Here is a 21,496-nt window from a genome sequence, read left to right on the forward strand (position 1 = left end):
TATCAAACCCGAAAATGTAGTGAATGAACAATTTAAAACCCTTTTCGATATGAAGAAGGAGTTTCCAGAATTGCGTTTACCTGCCGTTTGGCTTCCATATGGAGTTTTAGGAATTTCTAATTCGGAGCCTATTACTATCCCGAAAGGGCATTTCGGACCCTTTGAAGGACAAACTTTGGTTGGTGATCAGGGAATGAGTATTCTTTCTAGAGTATTCATGGAAAAGGTGAATGGCGAGTATCAAGGCGCTTCTTTTATGTTCCGTTCAGGATTTAGATCGGGAGTACTCAGAATGTCTTGGGCACGTGATAGCTCCTTATTTATCGGTGAAACAAACCGTGGATGGGGTTCAGCTGGTGAAGCAAATGAAGGTTTACAGCGTTTAGTTTGGAATAAGAAAACACCTTTTGAAATGAAAGCGGTTAGAGCTATGCCTGATGGATTTGAAATTGAGTTTACCCTCCCTGTAGATCAAAAATCTGCCGAAGATTTGGCTTCTTACTCAGTAGAAAGTTATATCTATAAATATCAACCAGTATATGGTAGTCCGCCAGTAAACCTTGAAAATCATACAATTAAAGGTGTTAAATTATCTGCTGATGGTTTGAAAGCTAGAATTATTGTTGATAATTTACGCAGATATTATATACATACTATTAAGCTTGACGGACTTCGTGAGCGCGATAATTTCTATTCGCTAGTACATCCTACGGCATATTATACTTTAAATAATATTCCCGATGGTGCTAAATTAGCTATGTCTGAAGTGAGTACAAAAAACTCTTCAGCTGTTGAAGCCAAAGCTACTACGATAGTAACAGCCTTGAAGAAGGCTAGTCCCGCGCCGGCCCTAAAACCAGCAGCGCCTAAAGCGGCACCTGCTGTTCAAGCTACTAAGGCACCTACTTATGATGAAGTGAAGGGAATGCTTGCATCATATACTTGTTTATCTTGCCATAATCCTGATAAAAAAATGGTGGGACCAGCATTTAAGGATATTGCAAAACGTAAGTATAGTCCCGAGAAAATTGTACAGCTTATCCACAATCCTAAGCCAGAAAATTGGCCGGATTATCCAACCCCGATGCCGCCAATGCCTCAGGTTAAAAAGGAGGATGGCTTAAAAATAGCGGCGTACATCAATTCGCTTAAATAAAAATATATTTCTGCATAAAACCCGATCATTTATTGATCGGGTTTTTTTTATTCAAAAATTCATCAAGCCTTCATGTTCGAGCACTACCTTAGTGCCAAGATTATTATTTACCTAATAATTTTCATTTATTTTGATCCCAACATTAAGGATATACTGATTAGAATAATAGTCGATTAACTCAAAAGAGCCAAAATTCAGTATTTTTACAAAAGATGAAATTGAGAGCAGGTTTTCCTACAATAATCCTTATTGCTTTGCTTGGCATGCCATTTGCCAATCTATTTGCCTATGATAAGGAAATTGAAGTTAAACCGCTTAAAAAGATTGATTTTGAACATCTTATAGTCCTGGCCTTAGATTCAATACCAGCAAAAAAAATAAGTGAAAAAAACGATCAGGATCGTCTTGCAGGAGAGATTAAACCAGGAGAAGGTAAGCGTATTCAAGAAATAAACAGGGATAATAAAAAAATTCGTCAAAAATCGGGCATTAAACAGGTACCACGATCAATTCCAAAATTGAAACCTAAAACTTTGAATGATCGCATTCCGATTAGAAGAATTCCAATGAAAACTCCTAAAAAGGGCTTTGCGGGTTTACATTAAAATTGGCCATTTAAGATATGAATAGAGGGTATATTTTTCTAACACTACTACTTTTTATAGCCTCAAGGGCCTTTTCGCAAGTTGATTCTACTGAAGTAGAGCCTAAAAGAAATACAATTATTCTAGCGGGAATTTATGGTAATAATGCCAATTATTACGGACAAACAGCGGAGCAAAAACTACCTTATTTTCTAAATAATATTGCTCTGAGCTTAAAAAATGGACTTTTCTTTTCTGTAGGATCTTACAAATTGATAAATGCTGGCGGTCCCTTAATTTCAGAATTAGATTTAACTGCTGGATTAGAACAGCAGATCGCGAAAAATTTGAATGGAACCATAGCCTATAGCAGATCCTTCTTCGCGAAAAATTCGCCATTATTAGGTGCAGCAAATGAAAATACTATAAGTGCTTCATTGGCTTATGATCTAAATTTAATCAAAACAGGTTTCAATACCTATTACGCTTTTGGAACACAAACCGATTTATTCCTTTCTTTTACAGCTTCAAAGCCTATTAATCTTGGAAGTATTTCTAAAGAAAAGGATTTTATTTCTTTTGAGCCTGGTTTAGAGCTTGTAGGAGGCACCTTGCACTATTTTGAAGAATATATTGTAAGGCGCAATAGGCTGAATAATATGCCTAATAACCCCAATCTACCTCCAAGAGATCAAAATTATACCATCACAAGGAGTGCAAGTAGCTTCAACATGATTTCATACAATATGAATTTCTTGCTGGGCTATAATCGCAGGAATTATCTATTAGAGGGTGGATGGCAAGTTTCCCAATTAGGAAAAAACGTGTCGGATACACAGCAAAAACCACGTTCATTTTTTAACTTAAGTTTCTATTACCAATTCTGATTTGAAAGTACTGCTAATTGAAGATGAGAAAACCTTGGCCTATGAAGTAGAGGCCTTCCTGAAAAAGGCATTTTACCTTTGCGACATGGCACATACCGCCAAAAAAGGGCTAGAAATGATTGGTGTAAATCCCTATGACTTTGTTTTGCTTGATTTGGGATTACCCGATCTCGACGGACTAAAAGTGCTTCAGGAGGCGAAAAAGCTTAATCCTGATGCGGCTTATATCATTCTTACAGCACGTGGTAATATTGAAGATCGAATCTTGGGACTTGATTTAGGAGCTGATGATTATCTTCCTAAACCATTTTCTTTACTTGAGTTGCAATCGCGTATGCAAGCCATCTCCAGGAGGAAATTTAATATCAATACACAAGAAATAGAACTGGGAGAATTTATGATTGACCTTCAAAATAGGACGGTTAAACATCAATCGCATGAGATTGACCTCACCCGAAAGGAATTTGATTTGCTCAGCTACCTACTTTTACATAAAAACAGGGTACTTAATCGCATGCAGTTGAGTGAGCACATTTGGGGATCTTTCGTTGATGATGAGTATGACTCCAATTATATTGATGTTCACATTAAGAATATCCGTAAAAAATTAGGAGCCTATGGTAGCGTCGAATGGCTCGAAACGGTAAGAGGTGTAGGCTATAAAATCAGGAAATAATTGAAATTAATCAGCAAACTTACACTTTTCATTACGCTCTCAAAACTCGCTATAGTTTTGCTATTTGTCCTTACTTTGCCCTATTTAATTGGCGAAATTGCTAGTAATTATACCGATTATTACCTTCAGCAACAGCAAAATAAAGTACTTGAAGTGGTTGCTAAAAATGGCGTTGATTCGTATTTGCAAGGTGAAGAAAGTTATGGCAGTTATACGATGCTTAAAGAGGAATATATTTCTTTGGAGCCTGTAGAACAGGGCTTTACGCTCGATACTATTTATACCGATCAACGTGTTATTGAACAAGACACTCTGAACTATCGCGTACTTATTCATGCTTTTGATACGGAGCGTGGGACCTATTTGATGGAGGTTGGAAAAACTATTGAAACCATAGATCAATATAATGCTCCGCTACAACGAATTGCAACTTATGTTTTACTCGGATTGATTCTTATTACCCTCATTATTGATCTGCTTTACACCCGTTTCTTGCTCAGGCCATTGGTGAAAATTATTAAGACCAAAATTATCAATAGGAAATTTCCATTTAACGAAAATCCAATTCCAATTAAAACGAGTACTAGTGATTTTCGATTCCTCGACGACTCATTAATTAAGCTCATGGAACAAATTCATGTTGCTTTTGAGAAAGAAAGAGAATTTACAGCCAATGCATCACATGAACTGATGACCCCAATCGGGATTTTGCAAAATAAGATTGAAAACCTGATGAGTGAGCCTGAAATTGGCGATTTAGTTCAAGAAAGCCTTATTGGCATGCAAAAAACCTTGAACCGACTTAAGCGCATTGTGCACTCTTTATTACTGATTTCTAGAATTGAAAATGATCAATTTACAAAGAAAGATTCAGTAAAGGTTTCAGAATTATTTGAGGATATTTCGGATGAGATTAGTCACAGGCTAAGTGAAAAGAATATCAGCCTAGAATCGACTATTTCAAAGAATATTATTCTTAAAAACATAAACCGAGATCTTATTTACCAAATGTTTTATAATTTGGTAAATAATGCCATTCGTTATAATAAAGAATCTGGATTTATACATATTAAAGATTGCTTAAATGCAGATGGAACATACGTTATAGACCTGATTGATAGTGGGATAGGCATTCCTGAAGAAGAAATTTCTACTATTTTCAATCGTTTTAAAAAGGCCAATAAATCAGAAGATTCGGGTGGCTATGGACTTGGATTATCTATTGTTAAAAGTATCGCCGATTATCATCAAATAATAATTTCTGTAGAATCAGAACCGGATAGGGGTAGCGCGTTTAGGCTTTTATTCCCGGCATTTCTGGTAGTTAAATGATTGGAGGAGAACACTTACTACTGGAAAATGGAAAATCAAACATTTTTTCCGCTTAGTAGCGTCTTAGCAAGAAACTCTAATATGCGTTTTTACGCGAAAATTTGCCTGAGTATTTTTACCCTTGCGCAGATGTCGTTAGCCTGACAACTGACAACCGATAACTCTTTTTAATCCAATAGATGTCAGTAATTTTCGCAGAGTTAGGTGCTTGGTACAGAACACCAATCAAGCCCAATTATCATAATAAAGTATAAATAACTTTATTCCTTAAATGTGACAATCTGCCGATTATTCTCCATTTTTCAGGCCTTAATTTTGAGTATTATATAAAACTTTAAAAACATAAATCATATGAAAAAATTAAGTTTAATTGCTTTTTCGGCATTATTTGCTTTGAGTTCATGCGGAGGTAGCACAGACTCTACTGAGACTAGCTCTGCAGACACTACAAGTCAGGAAACTGCAGCAGCACCAGTTGAAAAAGAAGTTTCGATTACCATTAATGCAGGTGATGATATGAAATTTGATTTGCCTGAAATTACAGTTAAGGAAGGTCAGATTGTTAAGTTGACACTTAACCATACTGGTAAAGTAGCCAAAGAAGCTATGGGCCATAATTGGGTATTATTAGCTCAAGGGACAATTGTTTCTGACTTTGCAACTAAGGCGATGCAAGCAAAAGATACGGATTACATTCCTGCAGGAGCTTCTGAAGTATTGGCAAACACTAAATTAATTGGTGGTGGTGAATCTGTTACCATTGAGTTTGTAGCACCAGCAAAAGGTGTTTATGAATTTATCTGTACTTTCCCTGGTCATAGTGGTATGATGAAAGGTAATTTCTACGTACAATAAATCAAAAAACTTTGATTTGAGAAGCCCAAAAGTAACGTTTTGGGCTTTTTTTTATGTCTTTATCCGCGACATTGTTTCTAGTTGAGACACAAAAAGATTAATTCTCGCAAAGACGCAGAGACGCAAAGTTTTTTCAATAAAAATGGTTTTCGTCGATTTTATAACCGTATCAACCGTCTTTTCTATATTTTATTGCCTTCTTTCTTTGCGGCTTTGCGTCTCTGCGAGACACAAAAAGATTAATTCTCGCAAAGACGCAGAGACGCAAAGTTTTTTCAATAAAAATGGTTTTCGTCGATTTTATAACCGTATCAGCCGTCTTTTCTATATTTTATTGCCTTCTTTCTTTGCGGCTTTGCGTCTCTGCGAGACACAAAAAGATTAATTCTCGCAAAGACGCAGAAAAACTAATCGGATAATTGTCCTTCATACGTTTCGCGTCTCTGATAGACACATAATTTTTTATTTTTTCTCGATTAGACGCAATAATTTGTAATTGGTCGGTCCTCTGAACAGTGTTCCCACCTTACCAGTTTCTATTGCCTTTATCCCCCTCCAAAAATATTTTCATCTTCTTGCAACTAATTCGCTTTACCTGCGTCTTATAATTGAATTGATTAGACATGAATTGCCCCTAAACAAATTGAGGAATTTTTTAAAGGGTTACAAACAAAAAAATCCGGAATTTCCGGATTTTTTTTGTTTTAAAAATTATAGAATATCTTTTAAAACCTTCCACACATTATCCGCTAATATCTTATGTCCAGCAGCTGTTGGGTGAATACCATCTGCTTGATTAAGTTCAGCTACACCACCCACTCGATCTAGTAAAAATGGAACTAATGCCATTTTATTTTGTTGCGCTAGCTCTGGGAATATTGCTCGAAATTCGGATGAATAACTTTTTCCCATGTTTGGCGGGACTTCCATACCAACCATCACCATTTTTACATCTGGGTATTTAGCTTTTACCTGATCAATTATACTTTGTAAATTTTTACGAGTTTCACTTACCGGAATACCTCTTAGTCCATCGTTTGCACCGAGCTCCAAAACAAAAACATCTACTGGGTCTTTCAAGAGCCAATCGATGCGTGCTTTTCCTGCCGCAGAAGTCTCGCCACTAAGTCCCCCATTAATCACCTCATAATCAAGGCCTAGCGAATCAATTTTATTCCCAAGTAATGCCGGAAAAGCTTCTTCAGTCTCAAGCCCTAGTCCGGCAGTGAGACTATCCCCAAAAACTAAAATATTTTTCTTAGCTCCTGTTGATTTTGTGTCAGACTCATTGGCTTTCTCAATTTCCTTTTTTGAATTTCCCCCATTTGAACAAGCACTAAGACTTGCAATAAGAAATAGGCTAATATATATTTTGATTTTATCCATGAGTTTTTTTATACGAAAATACTGAATTTTCTCTAGTAGGTGTTCACGGGTTACCAGCCTAAGCTATAGATGCTTTTTGAGAACACTAAATCAGAGGAAAAAAATCTAATCTAATTTTATAAATTACATAAAAATTTCCTCCAATGCGCCATACTTTTTCACTTTTCATAATCATATCATTTTGTTTCGCCTGCTCCAACCCACCTAAAGTAGAAAAATCTAAAAATCCAACTTTTCTAAAAGCATATAAATTTCGTGATGCTGGCAATAAAGATTCTGCTTTTATTTATTATAACAAGGCCAAAGAGGAGCTTCTTCAAGAAAAGGATAGTCTCAATGCGGCCGTTTGTATGATCAATATGGCTATCATTGCTTCAGATAAGAGCGACTATTTGGGGGCACAAGAATTATCATTAAGTGCATCTAGTTTTTTGGATGACAGTAACCCGGGTCACTTTAAATATAACTTGTCTAATTATAATGCTCTGGGAATCAGTAGCTTTAGTTTAAAACAATATGACAAAGCTATAGAGTTTTATAATAAGAGTTTAGAATTTACGTCAGATAGTGCTCTAATAATAAGTATCAGAAGCAATGTTGCAGAAAATTACCGAAAGAGTGGCAAATATGATGATGCAATTCTGATTTTTAAGAGTTTAGTTAGCCAAGAGAAAAATCCTGTAGATTACGCCCGAATACTTACAAACTATGCAAGTACCAAATGGCTCCAAAATCCCAGTTACAATGCATCTACAGAACTTAGACAAGGATTAAGTATCCGAATTAAAGAAAAAGATAAATTGGGCGAAAACAATAGCTATGATCATCTCACAGATTTCTATCTAAAAACTCATCCCGATAGCGCCCTATATTTTGCAAAACAATGGCATGAAATGGTATATAGTCTAGATAGTCCAGGGGACCTTCTCGAATGCCTTAAAAAGCTTGTTTTATTAAGTGATGAACAAAATTCAAAAAAGTATTTTGCTCAGTATCGCCAATTAAGTGACAGCCTTCAAACAGTAAAAAACAACGCCAAAAACCAATTTGCGCTCATTCGCTATGAAACTGAAAAGCATAAAGCTAATAACCTATTATTACAGCGCGAGGCCACAATTCGTACGATTTGGATTTTCTCACTCAGTCTTTTATTAGTTGGAGGATCTTTCCTATCAATAATTTGGTATAAAAAGCGTAAAAAGCGCATGGAATTAGAGGCTAAAAATGCCATCCAAGAAGGGCAATTAAAAACCTCCAAGAAAGTGCATGATGTGGTAGCTAATGGTATCTATCAAATAATGACCGAAATTGAAAATAATAAGGAGATTATCCATGAGCATATACTCGATAAAATGGAATCACTTTATGAGCGTTCACGCGATATTTCTTATGATGTGTTAGCCAAAGCAAATGAAGATAATAGTTTTGAAAATACCATTCGCGAATTATTAGTCTCATTTGCTTCAGAAGAAACCAAAGTAATTATTGTTGGAAATACGAATGAGCTGTGGAAACATTTGCCCTATCAAGATCAATTTGAGATTAAACAAGTGCTTCAAGAGTTGATGGTAAACATGAGAAAACACAGTCGTGCGACTCAAGTTGCCATTCGGTTTGAGCTTAAAGACGATAAAATTTTTATTTATTATACAGATAATGGCATAGGAATCTCTGACGGCATAAAATTTAAGAATGGTTTGACAAATACGGGAAACCGTATTAATAGCATAAATGGTAATATTAATTTTGGAACTAGTACAAGAGGCGGACTTAATGTACAGTTAATAATTCCTATCACGGTTTAAAATTATGTTCAAAAAGGTTCTTATTGCTGAAGATCACGAAAGTTCTAATATTTCAATTAGGAAGGCTCTAGAGGATTTCGGTTGTTTGAATAATGACTATGTCTATTATTGCGATGATGCACTCACGCGTATTACACATGCCATTAAAACTAAGAATGAGTATGATTTGCTCATTACCGATTTATCTTTTGAAGAGGATGAAATTCCCCAAAAAATTGGTACGGGTACCGATTTAATTAAGGCAGTAAAAGAGTTACAGCCTACTATTAAAGTGCTTGTATTTTCCGCCGAAAGCAAAGGAGCAATTATTGATAATTTATTTAAAGACTTAAATATCAATGCTTTCGTAAGAAAAGCTCGCCGCGATGTGACTGAACTTAAGCAAGCCTTTGATGCAATTTGTAATCAAAAAACCTATTTAAGTGCTTCCTTAAGACGTTCAATTCAGTACAGTAATGCTTATGAATTTAAGGAGTTCGATATTATATTAATTAGCTTGCTTTCTAATGGTGTTTTACAAAAGGATATTCCAAATCACTTGCGGGAAAAGAAAATTAAGCCATCTGGACTAAGCAGTGTAGAGAAGCGCTTAAATTACATGAAGGAAGTTTTAAGCTTCAAAAATAATGAGCAGCTAATTGCCTTTTGTAAGGATATTGGGGTGATATAATCCCACCTTAAATCTAAATCCTACATTTCATCAGAATAGCCAATCAGCAAAAGCTTTTTTCGATATTCTATCATTTTTCCCCTAGCCCCACCTCCATTGTCATTTAAAATTCGGAGAAAATTATCAACAATTCATCATTTTACGGTTTCCCGTAAGTATTTCTACTTAAAATAAAACATTTTTGAATAAACTAATTTATTCTTGTTTAAAGCCGTATTCTAATGGGTATGTGCTTAAAATTGAGCTTAATGAAATATTCCATTAAGCTTGTTAAGTCCAAAACATGAAATAAAATTGTGTTCAATTTAAATTTTGTGATGATTTGGTTTATAGTGCTTTTGCTAATGACAGCTATTGGAGCTTTTATTGGCTATTTAAAATTAACAAAGTCGAAGGAAACCCTATATGAAACGATTGATTTTGGAATTCGTTGTGCTTATGTGGGATTACAGGCAATGTTAATCATTGTTGGCATTGCAATTTTGGTGGTTTTGGGATGGTGGTGTGAGGGATTTTTACTATGAATAAAAATATCAACTAGAAAGAAGTCAATAAGATAAACAATGATTAAAGGATACATAATAACATTTTTAATAATATTTAAAACGGCTTTTTGTGTTGCTCAAAATTTTATTGAAGAAAACGATAAAGTAATAATGTCAGTTGAACCGACTCAATTAGTTAATTCTATCAATAAAAAAGAATCAGCTGCTAATGACTATATAGGATTTTACCAGAAATATATAAGTGGTATTCGTGGACAGGAGTGTCCGATGTATCCAAGTTGCTCAAATTATGGTTTGAAAACATTCACTGAATCTAATTTTGTTTCTGCTTTTGTTTTAACTTCTGATCGTTTATTAAGATGTGGACATGATCATGATAACTATTCTTTAACCTTAAGAGAAAATGGCTTTAAGTCACTTGATTACCCAGCCTATGACAAAGCACCAATAGAACTTTATTATAGCCGTAATTCATATCACTTTGCTTACTCGGATACAGTAAATGATGAATCTTCATTTGCCTTCATAAAAAGGTTAATCAATAATCAATATTATCAAGAGGCACTTTTGGAAATCATGAGAATTGAGTTTGAACTTAAAAAGTTCAATTTGGAGCTGTTTGTAAACAAAATTATTTGTTTAAAAGCTCTTGAAGAATATGAAAAAGCATTATTTGAATACGAAACTAAGTGCCCAAATGAGTATAAGTCAAATAGTGAATTGACTTTTCAAATCGCGCTGATACAATTCAAACTTCAAAATTTTGATCAATCACTAAGTGCAACATCTGTGGCAATGGAATCTTGCAATGATACGTTTTGTAAACCTAAAATACACATGTTAAATGGTTTACTCTATGCTAATAAATACGATTGGAAAAATTCGATGAAGTCCTATCAATTATTATCAGCGTTCGAGTCACACAGAAAAATAGCAAGTTCAAATTATAAACTTTCAGAAAGTGCACTTCAAATTAAAGATAAAAGCCCAGCAATTGCTGGTTTGCTTTCAATTATTCCTGGTGGCGGATATTTATATACTGGTCATAAACAGACAGCTTTTTCAGCATTGGTGGTAAATGGACTTTTGGCTTACGCAACATATACAAGTTTAAAAAACAAAAACTATGGAATGGGGATACTAACTGGTGTTTTCAATTTTAGTTTTTATATGGGAAACATTTATGGTGCAACAAAAAGTGCTAAACGCTTTAACGAAAAACAAAGAAAATCAATAAATAATAAACTAGAATACAATTCACACTTTTAAAAACCAACAAACAATGATTATTAAAATTCTAAAATCAAATTATGTAAAGCACTGTGCTTTACTTTTAGCAGTATCAATTCTTTCTATGTCATTTAAAATGCCTGGGAATGCCGATGTAGTTTTAAATGCAGGAACTAATATTCCTCTTGAAACTGTCTCAATGATTCAATCCGATTTAGTATCGGTTGGTCAAACTATCGACTTTAGAGTGAAGTATGATGTGAAGGTAGAGGGTAAAACTGTAGTTGCAGCAGGTGCAATTGCCAAAGGACAAGTTATGAGAGCTCAAAGAGCCAAAGGACTTGGAAAAGAAGGTTTCATAGAAATACAGATTAAATCTGTAACGGCTGCTGACGGACAAGAAGTTTTTCTTACTGGTGGTAATGTTTATCAAGAAGGTGAAGACAAACAATCCCTTTCTATTTTATTAGGAGTATTTGTTTGTATTTTGTTTTTAACGATGAAAGGTAAAAATGCACAAGTGCCTCCAGGTTACCAAGTTAATACTGCAGTTGCATCTACAATGACTATCAAAATCTAAGTAAAATCATTACAGATTAAAATAACAGCTATGAGATTTTAAATTTTATAGCTGTTATTTTTTTAATACTATGATAAAGAAATCTCATCTAGGTACTCCATAACCTCATTGATTTGTGGTGGGCTTTACGTTTTTGTTTCATAGCATGGGATTTCTCCACGCCAGACATTAATGGGTTAAATCGCGATAAGAGTGGCATGTTCGAAATGACGCAGCGATATCTTTGATGTTCGGATTTCATAGCACGTCATCTTGAATACCACTGTCTGTAGACTTCAGCGCAGCGGTGTCTACGGATTATTCAATAATGAGTTCTTCAGACTCCTTACAATCGCTAGCTGAGGCCCCTGTATCGTCCTAAAAAGTTTTACAGTTTTTGATTTAATCCTGCAATGAGTTTACAGTGTTAAAGAAGGTTCCTCACCTGCGGAAGGGCAGGTTTCGGGATGACATCCTAGTAAATAATGTTATGTATTTTTTATAGCACGGTTTCAGATGTTGCTGTGCATATCCCCCTCTAGTCCAAAGGACTCCTTCGGAGCGGGGGCAGGTTCTTAGAAATACCCAAATTCCTATGCAGGCATAATATTTGTATTATCCCAATCCATTAATAATATGAGATGATTTTTACATTTTAAGCCCTTCAATTTGCTTATTTTGCAAGAGCTGATCAATAAATGGAAATTATGCCTGAAAACACTATCCTAAACATTCAAAACCTTAGTAAAAGCTATCAAAGTGGCGGAAAAATGCTCAGTGTTTTACACGATATTAATTTCGCGATTGAGGCGGGTTCTACCTGCGCCATTGTGGGTCCATCTGGAAGCGGAAAAACCACACTTTTGGGTTTATGTGCAGGTTTAGATCGTTCTAGTTCTGGCTTGGTGGAGCTTAATCATATTCGTTTAGATAATTTGACTGAGGATGAGCGCGCACATGTTCGTAATCAACATGTGGGATTTATCTTTCAAAATTTTCAATTATTACCTACGCTCACAGCGCTCGAAAATGTCATGGTTCCACTTGAGCTTCGAGGCGAAAAGCATATCCGTCCGCGGGCTGAAGCCTTACTCGAAAAGGTGGGTTTGGCAGATCGCGGACACCATTATCCAAGTCAGCTTTCTGGTGGTGAGCAGCAGCGCGTTTCTTTAGCACGCGCATTCTCTAATTCGCCTAAAATATTATTTGCCGATGAGCCTACAGGAAACCTTGATGCCGAAACGAGTGAAAAGGTGGTTAAATTATTATTCGACCTAAATAAGGAAGCGGGAACAACCTTGGTTTTAGTTACGCATGATCTTGAGCTTGCCGCCAAAACTCAAAGAATAATTCGAATTAAGGGTGGATCATTAATCTCAGACGAATTAACCAATAACAAAAATTCGAACCATGTCGGAGCTTAACTTTTTTCCATCTGCAGAAAATGGGAGTCCGATGAATTTAAAATGGCTCTTTCTTATGGCTTGGCGGGATAGTCGCCGAAACCGCTCCCGTTTATTCTTATTTATCTCTTCCATCATCCTTGGAATAGCGGCATTAGTGGCTATTTATTCTTTTGAACATAATCTTAAAAAGGATATCGATTCGCAGGCCAAAAGTCTTTTGGGTGCCGATTTAGTTGTAGAAACCAATAAAGCGGTAGCACCCGATGCCTTAAAGTTACTTCAAGAATTGGGTGATGAACGTTCCGAAGAACGTGCTTTTGCATCCATGATTTATTTCCCTAAAAGTGAAGGAACCCGATTAGTTAGTGTAAAAGCACTTTCTGGTCAATATCCTTACTATGGTGAAATTGAAACGAGTCCCGCGACGGCTAGCCGCACTTTTCGTGAAAAGCAATCTGCCCTCGTTGATAAAACCCTCATGCTCCAATTTGATGCTCAAGTGGGTGATTCCATTAAAGTGGGTGAACTTACATTTGAAATTTCGGGAGTAATTAATAAGGCACCAGGTCAGACAGGTTTTGCTTCTTCCGTAGCACCCATCGTGTATATTCCTTTGAGTTATTTAGAGCAAACCGGACTTTCACAAAAGGGTAGTCGCATTAGCTATAATTATTACTATAAATTTTCCGAAAGTGTTGATATTAAGAAACTTACAAAGAAATTAGAACCTCAATTTGAAAAGGCGGAGCTTGATTATGAAACGATTGAATCCCGAAAGGAGAATACCGGCCGTTCATTTGAAGATCTTACTGAATTTCTGGCTTTAGTAGGTTTTATTGCCCTACTTTTGGGATGTATTGGTGTTGCCAGTGCCATTCATATTTATATTCGTGAAAAGATTAATACCATCGCTATTCTGCGATGCTTAGGTGCAAGTGCTAAACAGGCTTTTTTAATTTATTTGATTCAAATTATTGGTGTCGGCTTAATTGGTTCTATACTTGGATCACTGCTTGGTACACTCATTCAGCAGGTTTTACCAGCAGTTTTAGCGGATTTTTTACCGGTTAAAATTACCGCTGCAATTTCATGGCTTTCTATTGCTCAGGGTATCATTTTGGGACTCATTATCTCCATTTTATTTGCGCTTTTGCCTCTAGTGTCGGTACGAAATATTTCTCCGCTAAATACTTTGCGTTTATCTTTTCAAGAAACGAGTCTGTTTAAGGATCCGCTAAAATGGTTGGTGTACTTCCTAATTGTTTTATTCATTTTCGGCTTCAGCTATTTGCAGATGAGCTCCCTGAAGCAGACTTTTTTCTTCACCGGAGGTGTCTTAGCAGCATTCATTATTTTGGCATCCTTGGCCTACGGATTGATGTGGTTTGCACGTCGTTTTTTCCCTTCATCTTGGAGCTATTTATGGCGTCAAGGTTTTGCAAATTTGTTTAGACCTAATAATCAGACTTTAATATTAGTGGTTTCTATCGGTCTAGGGACTGCTTTTATTTGCACGCTCTTTTTGGTGCAGGGAATTTTAATCAATAGTGTTACGCTTTCGTCGAGTAAGAATCAGCCGAACATGATACTTTTTGATATTCAATCTGAACAGAAAGTGGAGGTGTCAAATCTTACAAAAAGCATGGATTTACCTATAATTCAGGAGGTTCCAATTGTGAATTTGAGAATCACTGAAATTAACGGTCGTACAGCCACTGATTTTAAAAAGGATAGTCTCAATAAAGCTGCAATACGTGCTTTAGACCGTGAATTCCGCGTTACCTATCGAGATAGTTTGAGCGATTCGGAAGAAATTATAGAAGGCGAATGGACCGGCAAAGTGGAAGCAGGAAAGCCAATTTATGTATCGATTGAGGATGCCTATGCTAGTAGGATTGGCGTCAAGGTAGGTGATGAGCTTAAATTTAATGTGCAGGGAGCACCTTTGAAAGCAATTATTGGAAGTACTAGAAAGGTGGATTGGAATCGTATTCAGACTAATTTTCTATTAATTTTTCCTGCTGGTGTGCTTGAAAATGCTCCTCAGTTTCATGTGCTATTAACTCAGGTGCCTTCCGATGAGGTGTCTGCAAAATATCAACAAGCGGTGGTTCGAAATTTCCCCAATATTTCTATGATTGACCTTGGTTTAGTATTAAGTGTACTTGATGAAATTTTGGATAAAATGGGTTTTGTGATTCGTTTTATGGCAGCTTTTAGCATCATTACAGGATTAATTGTGCTTATTTCATCGGTTTTGATCAGTAAATACCAGCGTATTCGCGAAAGTGTTTTATTAAGAACCATTGGCGCTAGTCGTAAACAAATTTTGATCATTACTGCACTTGAATATTTCTTTTTGGGAGCTTTGGCTGCTGGTGCAGGTATCATTCTATCGCTTGGTGCGAGTTGGGCATTGGCAGTTTTTACTTTCGAAACAAGTTTTAGTCCGCCGCTTTTACCAGTTCTATTGTTATTCTTAGTCATCACCTCCCTAACCGTTTTTATCGGATTGTTTAATAGTCGAGGGATATTAAATCGTCCACCTTTGGAGGTGCTTAGGACGGATGTTTAAAATAATGATCTGTATACGTTAATTCTATAACATTCGTCGGGGCGACCCTTGCGGTCGCCCTATCACCAAAATCAACTTTTAATTACTAGATGGGCGTGGGTGAACCACGCCCCTTCAATTTCGGTCGCCCCATCATGAAAATCAACTATTAATTGGGAAATGGGCGTGGGTGAACCGCGCGCCTTCGATTGGTTTATTATTGAATTTATTTATTTTTAAATTTATCTTTCTTCCAATTTTTTGGATTGTTTTCAATATATTTTGATATCTGTAAATAGGCTCTCGCATCTCGTATAATAATGTCATAATAATCTCTCTGCCAAAATTTTCCCATGATTTCATTTCTAGATTTATAAATATCTAGGCATGCATTTGCTACTAATGATTTGTAGGCTCCAATGATATCTCCTATCGTCGGGGCGACCCTCGTCGGGGCGACCTTTGCGGTCGCCATATTGTTAAAATTTTTATCATTAGAACAGGCGGAGGTGAACTCCGCCCCTGCAATTGCGGTCGCCATATTATTATTATTAAAATTATTTTTATTTGTCGGGACGGGGTTCACCCCAGCCCCGACGGTTAATTCAACGATTGGATTTATATTTCTTAATGAAATTATCCCATGCATATGATTTGGCATTATCTGAAATACATCCAATTCAAAATTAGGAAATCTATCCTCCAATTTTATCCATTCCTCATGCGCAATTTTCCCAAATTCATTTAATTTCATTTCCTCATTTACAACATCTCCAAACCTATAAACGTTATTTTGGCAATTTATCGTAATAAAATAAAGCCCTGATTTCGAGTAATCATAACCTTTATATCGTATCGATCTACGGTGATGGATTTTGGGATTGTACTTGGCCATTCTTTTTTAATGATGAAAGTATGATTAAAAGAGAAAAGCATTTTATAACGTGTTTATTTTTTTAGTTAACGGTAATTATTCGTTCCAATCAATAAAATTAGGGTAAAAGCTCTTTATAATTATTTAGCTCTTTCATTCAACTCCTGTAAAATTTCCCCATTCCAAGGCCAAAAAAAAGGCTAATTAAATGAATAATTAGCCTTCTCTATCCCGGTATAAAGATTTTATTCTGTAAAAGCGATCACAGCTTTTTCAATTCTTTTTATTGTTTCCGCTTGTCCAATTAATACGGAAATATCAAAAACTGCGGGACCAAATTTACCGCCCACCAACATCACTCGGAATGGAAGCATTAATTCGCCTGCTTTAATGTTTTTTTCTTCAGCCAGTGACTTGAAGATATGTTCAAGATTGACACTTTCCCAAGCATCTGTAGCAGATACTGCTTTATAGCATTGAATCAAAGACTTAAAAAACTCAGTTTTCTCATCAGTCCATTTTGGCTTTACTGCGTTTAAATCGTATTCTTCTGGTGTTTCAAAGAAGAATGAAGCTTGCTCCCAGAAATCTTGAAGAAAGGTCATACGTTCTTTTACTGCTTCCAAAACCTTTTCAAAGTATTCATTGTCAGCTACTTGTATCCCCTTATCATGAAGGATATTTAGTACTTGACCTTTGATATCAGCAATTTCTGCCTTCTTAATATATTCATGGTTAAACCATTTGGCTTTCTCAAAATCGAATTTCGCTCCTGCCTTACTCACCCTTTCAATGCTGAATTTTTCAATCAATTCATCCATGCTGAAAATTTCCTGCTCTGTTCCATCATTCCATCCCAAAAGGGCAAGCATATTTACGAATGCCTCCGGAAGGTATCCCATCTCACGGAAACCTCGGGTAGTTTCACCACTTTTTGGATCGGTCCAGTTCATCGCATAAACCGGAAAGCCCAATCTATCGCCATCGCGCTTACTTAATTTGCCATTGCCATCAGGCTTTAAAATCAGGGGTAAGTGTACCCATTCTGGCATATCTGCTTTCCAACCTAAGTATTCCCATAATAGAATATGAACAGGGGCTGAAGGAAGCCATTCTTCACCTCTAAAGGCATGGCTAATTTTCATTAAATAATCATCAACAACAACCGCTAAATGATATGTTGGCATACCATCGGCCTTTAAAAGCACTTTATCATCTACCAAATTAGTATCGAAACTTACATCGCCACGAATCATATCCACAAAGTGAACAGTCTCATCTACAGGCACTTTGATGCGGATTACGTGTGGTGTATTCTGATCAAGGAGTGCCTTTGTTTCTTCGGCAGAAAGATTTAATGAATTACGTAAAAATGCCCGATTTTCATGACCATAGCGAAAATTTGGCGTTATTTGTCGCTGTGTATCTAGCTCCTCAGGAGTATCGAAAGCATAGTAAGCGAAACCATCTTTCACTAATTGTTCGGCGTAAATTCTGTAATTTGCTTTACGCTCACTTTGGCGGTATGGGGCAAATGGTCCACCATTTTGTGGTCCTTCATCCGGATTTAATCCGCACCAAGCTAAACAATCTAAAATATATTGTTCTGCACCCTCCACATAACGACTTTGGTCGGTGTCTTCAATCCTCAGAATAAAATCGCCACCGTGTTTGCGGGCAAATAAATAATTAAATAATACCGTTCTTACTCCTCCAAGGTGTAAACCACCAGTCGGACTAGGGGCAAATCGTACCCTTACTTTTTTTGTGATTTCAGACATGTCGCAAAGATAAAACAATGTTAGCATTCTTAGCCTTCCCTTTTCAATTAGGATGTATTTTGAATTCTCATCTCATGAGCTTGACCCTATAATATTTTCTATCGATTTGCCTTTGCAATTGCATTTCCTTTCGTAATTTGCTGAAGAATATGAATCCATATCAAAGGAAACGTCGCTGGAAGTTTATTTTGCTCGGTTTTGCAATCCTAATTGCAGGTGCCTCTTTGTGGTATACCAATTACCTCGTTCGAAATATATCCACTGCAGAGCGTACCAGGGCCGAATTATGGGCAAGAAGTACGCAGAGTATTATCGCAATGCCGGATGTAAATGACGAATACATTAGTTTCATTTACAGCATTCGGGATAGCTTAAGTGTGCCAGCAATTGTGGTAGATTCGGCAGAAAATATTGTTACTTGGCGCGGACTCGACAGTACAAAAACCAATTTCGACCTAGAGGCCGACTCAAAGAAAAAATACGATCCTAAATATTTTAAAAATCAACTCAAGGCGATGAAGGCTCAACATCCTGAACCGATAGTCCTCGAGCTCAATAATCGCAGTAATGAAAAGTGGTTTGTGTATTATAAAGATTCCATTTTAGTAACTCAATTAAAGGTTTTTCCATACATTCAGCTTTCGTTGATCGCGATATTTTTGCTAATTGCCTATGGCGTTTTTAGCTCTTCTAGGAAGTCGGAGCAGGATCAAGTGTGGGTTGGTTTAGCAAAGGAAACGGCACATCAATTAGGAACACCAATTTCTTCCCTGATGGCTTGGGTAGAACTTCTAAAATCGAAGTTTAACTTATCGGATGAGTCGATGATTTTGGAGATGGAAAATGATGTTAAGCGACTAGAAACCGTTGCCGATCGATTTTCTAAAATTGGTTCCAAGCCCATTCTTCATAATCATGTGGTGTACGAAGTAGTCGAAGAATTTGTCAATTATTTTAAAGTTCGGGTTAGCGATAAAATCGAATTTATTTTGATTGGAGATAAACAAGTTGAAGCACTAGTCAATGTGCCTCTGTTTGATTGGGTTATTGAAAACATTCTAAAAAACGCCGTTAATGCCATTGATAATGAAGGGATTATCAAAATTGAGGTTAAGGAGAACCTGGTAAAAGAGCAGGTATTTATTGATATTACCGATACTGGCGCAGGGATACCTAAAAAAGATTTTGACACGGTTTTCCAGCCGGGATATACCACCCGTAAGCGTGGATGGGGTTTAGGACTTTCACTAACCAAGCGTATTGTTGAGAATTACCATCAAGGAAGCGTATTTGTGAAGGACTCTGAAATTGCAAAGGGTACCACTTTCCGCATTGTTTTAAAAAGTAATATGACTTATGTACCTACGACCACAAGCTGACGAATTTCCTATTTTTTATAAAGGATATATTGATATGGTAGGAGATGATGTTTTGGCAGAATTAGAAAGCCAAATCAGTTCATTTCCAAAATTTTTGAGTAGCATTTCTGAAGAAAAAGCCTGCTATGCCTATGCAGAGGGCAAATGGACCATCAAAGAACTTGTAGGTCATATACTTGATACAGAACGAATTATGTCTTACCGTGCTTTGCGTTTCGCTCGTCAAGATGTTACAGCGCTACCCGGATTTGATGAGAATGATTATGTAAAATATGCACATTTTGCTGATCGTACTTTGCAAAGCCTTGTAGATGAGTTTATTGTACTTCGGAAATCAACCATGTATTTGCTAAATTCTTTTAATGAATTGGAGTTAAGTCAATCAGGAATTTCAAACGAAAGACCGATTAGTGTCCGCGCTCTAGTTTATATTTTAGCAGGTCATGTCAATCATCACCAAAAAATCTTAAAAGAACGTTATCTATGATTTGGGCAAAAGAATTTAGTCTTGAAGATTTAAATGGACGCCCTAAAGGTCATATTGGTGAAGTAATGGAAATAGAATTTACCGAAATTACCCCGGATTCGCTATCTGCGCGTATGCCTGTAAATGAAAAAACTAGGCAGCCTTATGGCATTTTGCATGGAGGTGCTTCGGTAGTTCTAGCCGAAACACTGGGAAGTGTTGCTTCCAACTTAGTAATCAATTCGGATAAATATATTGGAGTGGGTTTAGAAGTCAACGCTAATCACCTCAGGCCTGTAAAATCAGGTTTCGTAACTGGAGTTTGTACTCCAATTCATATTGGTGGTAAAACCCATGTTTGGGATATAAAATTATATGATCAGCGTGGGAAAATGACTTGCGTGAGTAGGTTAACTGTTGCGATTATTCCGAAAACGTAAAATAATCCCGATCAAGAATTTATCTTTTTCGGGATTATTCAGTTATAATTTTTATTTCTCTTTGCTTTCTTTCATCTCAATTAAATGAGAAATAAAGAGCCCTAGTCCGCCAAAAACAGCTATTAAGGCAAAATAAATTGCTGGGTTATTCCCATGTTCATTAAAGTTCAAAATGGTATTATCAAGTACAAATGCTATAAATAGTCCAAGTCCAGCGCCAATTAATAATAACCCTATTTTAAGAGCTGTGAAGGTTGGTCCTTTAGGCCTGCGAATTCCCGGATCCATCCCGCTTTGTATCATTAACATATTTTCTTGATTTTGGAGATATCTCACTCCAAAAATTGTTGCGAATAGGCCTAAACCTAATAAAATGGGTATAAAAATTTCTTCATTCATATTAATGTATTTTATTTATTGTTTACAAATTTGTGCATTCGTCGAATCTATAAACTAAGACTACTTGCTTTTGTAAGAGGTTACATCTAATTAATGTATTTTAATTTTTGTTGGATGTAACCTAAAGATACAAAGCAGCGTCACACAACATGATTAATGCGAGACGATAAATCAGATATAGACTTAATTAGCCAGGTGCTGCAAGGTGATAGGATGGCTTATGCCGAAATCATCAAGAAACATCAGCGATTTGTGTTCACGCTTGCCTTGAGGTTTTCAAAGTGTAGGGAAGATGCAGAAGAAATTGCTCAAGATAGCTTTATCAAGGCTTTTCGTGCTTTGGCCACCTTTAAGCAAAACGCTAAATTTAGTACTTGGCTCTACAGTATAGTTTATACTACAGCAATGACTTTCTTAAGAAAGAAAAAGCTTGATACACAATCAATTGATGATGAAACAAGCCTAATTCAACTAGAAGCTTATTCATCTGATCATACAGTAATTGATGTCGAACATAAATCGAAAATGCAATTTGTAAATTTGGCGATTTC

The 21,496-nt window shown here is 36.3% G+C and carries 21 protein-coding genes; 17 read left to right on the top strand and 4 right to left on the bottom strand.

Annotated elements, in window-relative coordinates:
- From ACIQ0D_RS04995 to azu, 6 genes are all read left to right on the top strand, one after another.
- Positions 1 to 1,156: c-type cytochrome (locus ACIQ0D_RS04995; protein ID WP_395803461.1), on the top strand; the 1,156-nt coding region annotated here is incomplete at its 5' end.
- A gap of 212 nt (positions 1,157 to 1,368) precedes the next feature.
- The gene (locus ACIQ0D_RS05000) at positions 1,369 to 1,761 is read left to right on the top strand and encodes a hypothetical protein (RefSeq protein ID WP_395803462.1); all 393 of its coding nucleotides are present in this window, start codon (positions 1,369 to 1,371) and stop codon (positions 1,759 to 1,761) included.
- Positions 1,762 to 1,778: 17 nt separating this feature from the next.
- Positions 1,779 to 2,627, top strand: coding sequence for a hypothetical protein (locus tag ACIQ0D_RS05005; protein WP_395803463.1), 849 nt, complete (start codon positions 1,779 to 1,781; stop codon positions 2,625 to 2,627).
- A 1-nt stretch (position 2,628) separates the two neighbouring features.
- Positions 2,629 to 3,303, top strand: coding sequence for a response regulator transcription factor (locus ACIQ0D_RS05010; RefSeq protein WP_395803464.1), 675 nt, complete (start codon positions 2,629 to 2,631; stop codon positions 3,301 to 3,303).
- The gene (locus ACIQ0D_RS05015; protein ID WP_395803465.1) at positions 3,304 to 4,635 is read left to right on the top strand and encodes a sensor histidine kinase; all 1,332 of its coding nucleotides are present in this window, start codon (positions 3,304 to 3,306) and stop codon (positions 4,633 to 4,635) included.
- Between the two features lie 351 nt (positions 4,636 to 4,986).
- On the top strand, positions 4,987 to 5,490 hold the full coding sequence (azu, locus tag ACIQ0D_RS05020; protein ID WP_395803466.1) for an azurin: 504 nt from the start codon (positions 4,987 to 4,989) through the stop codon (positions 5,488 to 5,490).
- 711 nt (positions 5,491 to 6,201) lie between these two features.
- Here azu and ACIQ0D_RS05025 read toward each other — a convergent pair.
- On the bottom strand, positions 6,202 to 6,876 hold the full coding sequence (locus ACIQ0D_RS05025) for an arylesterase (RefSeq protein ID WP_395803467.1): 675 nt from the start codon (positions 6,874 to 6,876) through the stop codon (positions 6,202 to 6,204).
- Positions 6,877 to 7,019: 143 nt separating this feature from the next.
- On the opposite strand from ACIQ0D_RS05025, the gene ACIQ0D_RS05030 reads away from it, so the two are divergent.
- The 7 genes from ACIQ0D_RS05030 (at position 7,020) to ACIQ0D_RS05060 (ending at position 15,627) form a co-directional block, all read left to right on the top strand.
- Positions 7,020 to 8,681 carry an ATP-binding protein gene (locus ACIQ0D_RS05030; protein ID WP_395803468.1) on the top strand — a complete coding sequence of 554 codons (1,662 nt, stop codon included), beginning with the start codon at positions 7,020 to 7,022 and terminating at the stop codon, positions 8,679 to 8,681.
- A 4-nt stretch (positions 8,682 to 8,685) separates the two neighbouring features.
- On the top strand, positions 8,686 to 9,351 hold the full coding sequence (locus ACIQ0D_RS05035) for a response regulator (protein ID WP_395803469.1): 666 nt from the start codon (positions 8,686 to 8,688) through the stop codon (positions 9,349 to 9,351).
- Between the two features lie 317 nt (positions 9,352 to 9,668).
- Positions 9,669 to 9,875 (top strand): hypothetical protein, encoded by a 207-nt coding sequence (locus ACIQ0D_RS05040; RefSeq protein WP_395803470.1) that lies wholly within the window; start codon positions 9,669 to 9,671, stop codon positions 9,873 to 9,875.
- Positions 9,876 to 9,914: 39 nt separating this feature from the next.
- Positions 9,915 to 11,126, top strand: coding sequence for a membrane protein insertion efficiency factor YidD (gene yidD, locus ACIQ0D_RS05045; protein WP_395803471.1), 1,212 nt, complete (start codon positions 9,915 to 9,917; stop codon positions 11,124 to 11,126).
- Positions 11,127 to 11,139: 13 nt separating this feature from the next.
- Positions 11,140 to 11,667, top strand: coding sequence for a hypothetical protein (locus ACIQ0D_RS05050; RefSeq protein WP_395803472.1), 528 nt, complete (start codon positions 11,140 to 11,142; stop codon positions 11,665 to 11,667).
- Between the two features lie 686 nt (positions 11,668 to 12,353).
- A complete protein-coding gene (locus ACIQ0D_RS05055; protein ID WP_395803473.1) occupies positions 12,354 to 13,070 on the top strand; it encodes an ABC transporter ATP-binding protein in 717 nt (238 codons plus the stop codon).
- Positions 13,057 to 15,627, top strand: a complete 2,571-nt coding sequence (locus tag ACIQ0D_RS05060; RefSeq protein WP_395803474.1) for an ABC transporter permease — start codon at positions 13,057 to 13,059, stop codon at positions 15,625 to 15,627. The genes ACIQ0D_RS05055 and ACIQ0D_RS05060 overlap by 14 nt, the downstream gene beginning before the upstream one ends.
- Positions 15,628 to 15,832: 205 nt before the next feature.
- Here the strand turns inward: ACIQ0D_RS05060 and ACIQ0D_RS05065 are convergent, their stop codons facing one another.
- The gene (locus tag ACIQ0D_RS05065; RefSeq protein ID WP_395803475.1) at positions 15,833 to 16,360 is read right to left on the bottom strand and encodes a hypothetical protein; all 528 of its coding nucleotides are present in this window, start codon (positions 16,358 to 16,360) and stop codon (positions 15,833 to 15,835) included.
- Between the two features lie 365 nt (positions 16,361 to 16,725).
- Positions 16,726 to 18,261 carry a glutamate--tRNA ligase gene (gltX, locus tag ACIQ0D_RS05070; RefSeq protein ID WP_395803476.1) on the bottom strand — a complete coding sequence of 512 codons (1,536 nt, stop codon included), beginning with the start codon at positions 18,259 to 18,261 and terminating at the stop codon, positions 16,726 to 16,728.
- Between the two features lie 149 nt (positions 18,262 to 18,410).
- Here gltX and ACIQ0D_RS05075 point away from each other — a divergent pair, with 149 nt between their 5' ends.
- Genes ACIQ0D_RS05075 through ACIQ0D_RS05085 form a run of 3 tightly spaced genes read left to right on the top strand, consistent with a single transcriptional unit; the run spans position 18,411 to position 20,546 of the window.
- On the top strand, positions 18,411 to 19,640 hold the full coding sequence (locus ACIQ0D_RS05075) for a sensor histidine kinase (RefSeq protein WP_395803477.1): 1,230 nt from the start codon (positions 18,411 to 18,413) through the stop codon (positions 19,638 to 19,640).
- Positions 19,618 to 20,127: a DinB family protein gene (locus ACIQ0D_RS05080; RefSeq protein ID WP_395803478.1), complete on the top strand. Its 510-nt coding sequence runs from the start codon at positions 19,618 to 19,620 to the stop codon at positions 20,125 to 20,127. The genes ACIQ0D_RS05075 and ACIQ0D_RS05080 overlap by 23 nt, the downstream gene beginning before the upstream one ends.
- Positions 20,124 to 20,546, top strand: a complete 423-nt coding sequence (locus ACIQ0D_RS05085) for a hotdog fold thioesterase (RefSeq protein WP_395803479.1) — start codon at positions 20,124 to 20,126, stop codon at positions 20,544 to 20,546. Before ACIQ0D_RS05080 ends, ACIQ0D_RS05085 begins: the two co-directional genes overlap by 4 nt.
- 51 nt (positions 20,547 to 20,597) lie before the next feature.
- Here ACIQ0D_RS05085 and ACIQ0D_RS05090 read toward each other — a convergent pair whose 3' ends face one another.
- Positions 20,598 to 20,945, bottom strand: a complete 348-nt coding sequence (locus ACIQ0D_RS05090) for a DUF6249 domain-containing protein (RefSeq protein WP_395803480.1) — start codon at positions 20,943 to 20,945, stop codon at positions 20,598 to 20,600.
- Between the two features lie 156 nt (positions 20,946 to 21,101).
- Between ACIQ0D_RS05090 and ACIQ0D_RS05095 the strand changes: the two genes are divergently transcribed.
- The coding region (locus ACIQ0D_RS05095) for an RNA polymerase sigma factor (protein WP_395803481.1) at positions 21,102 to 21,496 on the top strand (395 nt) is incomplete at its 3' end.

Origin of the sequence: Daejeonella sp., from assembly GCF_044342615.1 — a bacterium.
In the GTDB taxonomy this organism is placed as follows: domain Bacteria; phylum Bacteroidota; class Bacteroidia; order Sphingobacteriales; family Sphingobacteriaceae; genus Daejeonella.

Bases quoted from the DNA above. Each gene is read 5' to 3' on its own strand.
- yidD (WP_395803471.1), top strand. From the start codon at position 9,915: ATGATTAAAGGATACATAATAACATTTTTAATAATATTTAAAACGGCT.
- ACIQ0D_RS05060 (WP_395803474.1), top strand. From the start codon at position 13,057: ATGTCGGAGCTTAACTTTTTTCCATCTGCAGAAAATGGGAGTCCGATG.
- ACIQ0D_RS05050 (WP_395803472.1), top strand. From the start codon at position 11,140: ATGATTATTAAAATTCTAAAATCAAATTATGTAAAGCACTGTGCTTTA.
- gltX (WP_395803476.1), bottom strand. From the start codon at position 18,261: ATGTCTGAAATCACAAAAAAAGTAAGGGTACGATTTGCCCCTAGTCCG.
- ACIQ0D_RS05005 (WP_395803463.1), top strand. From the start codon at position 1,779: ATGAATAGAGGGTATATTTTTCTAACACTACTACTTTTTATAGCCTCA.
- ACIQ0D_RS05030 (WP_395803468.1), top strand. From the start codon at position 7,020: ATGCGCCATACTTTTTCACTTTTCATAATCATATCATTTTGTTTCGCC.
- ACIQ0D_RS05075 (WP_395803477.1), top strand. From the start codon at position 18,411: ATGAATCCATATCAAAGGAAACGTCGCTGGAAGTTTATTTTGCTCGGT.
- ACIQ0D_RS05035 (WP_395803469.1), top strand. From the start codon at position 8,686: ATGTTCAAAAAGGTTCTTATTGCTGAAGATCACGAAAGTTCTAATATT.
- ACIQ0D_RS05055 (WP_395803473.1), top strand. From the start codon at position 12,354: ATGCCTGAAAACACTATCCTAAACATTCAAAACCTTAGTAAAAGCTAT.
- ACIQ0D_RS05085 (WP_395803479.1), top strand. From the start codon at position 20,124: ATGATTTGGGCAAAAGAATTTAGTCTTGAAGATTTAAATGGACGCCCT.
- ACIQ0D_RS05080 (WP_395803478.1), top strand. From the start codon at position 19,618: ATGTACCTACGACCACAAGCTGACGAATTTCCTATTTTTTATAAAGGA.
- ACIQ0D_RS05040 (WP_395803470.1), top strand. From the start codon at position 9,669: ATGATTTGGTTTATAGTGCTTTTGCTAATGACAGCTATTGGAGCTTTT.
- azu (WP_395803466.1), top strand. From the start codon at position 4,987: ATGAAAAAATTAAGTTTAATTGCTTTTTCGGCATTATTTGCTTTGAGT.
- ACIQ0D_RS05065 (WP_395803475.1), bottom strand. From the start codon at position 16,360: ATGAAATTAAATGAATTTGGGAAAATTGCGCATGAGGAATGGATAAAA.
- ACIQ0D_RS05090 (WP_395803480.1), bottom strand. From the start codon at position 20,945: ATGAATGAAGAAATTTTTATACCCATTTTATTAGGTTTAGGCCTATTC.
- ACIQ0D_RS05000 (WP_395803462.1), top strand. From the start codon at position 1,369: ATGAAATTGAGAGCAGGTTTTCCTACAATAATCCTTATTGCTTTGCTT.
- ACIQ0D_RS05025 (WP_395803467.1), bottom strand. From the start codon at position 6,876: ATGGATAAAATCAAAATATATATTAGCCTATTTCTTATTGCAAGTCTT.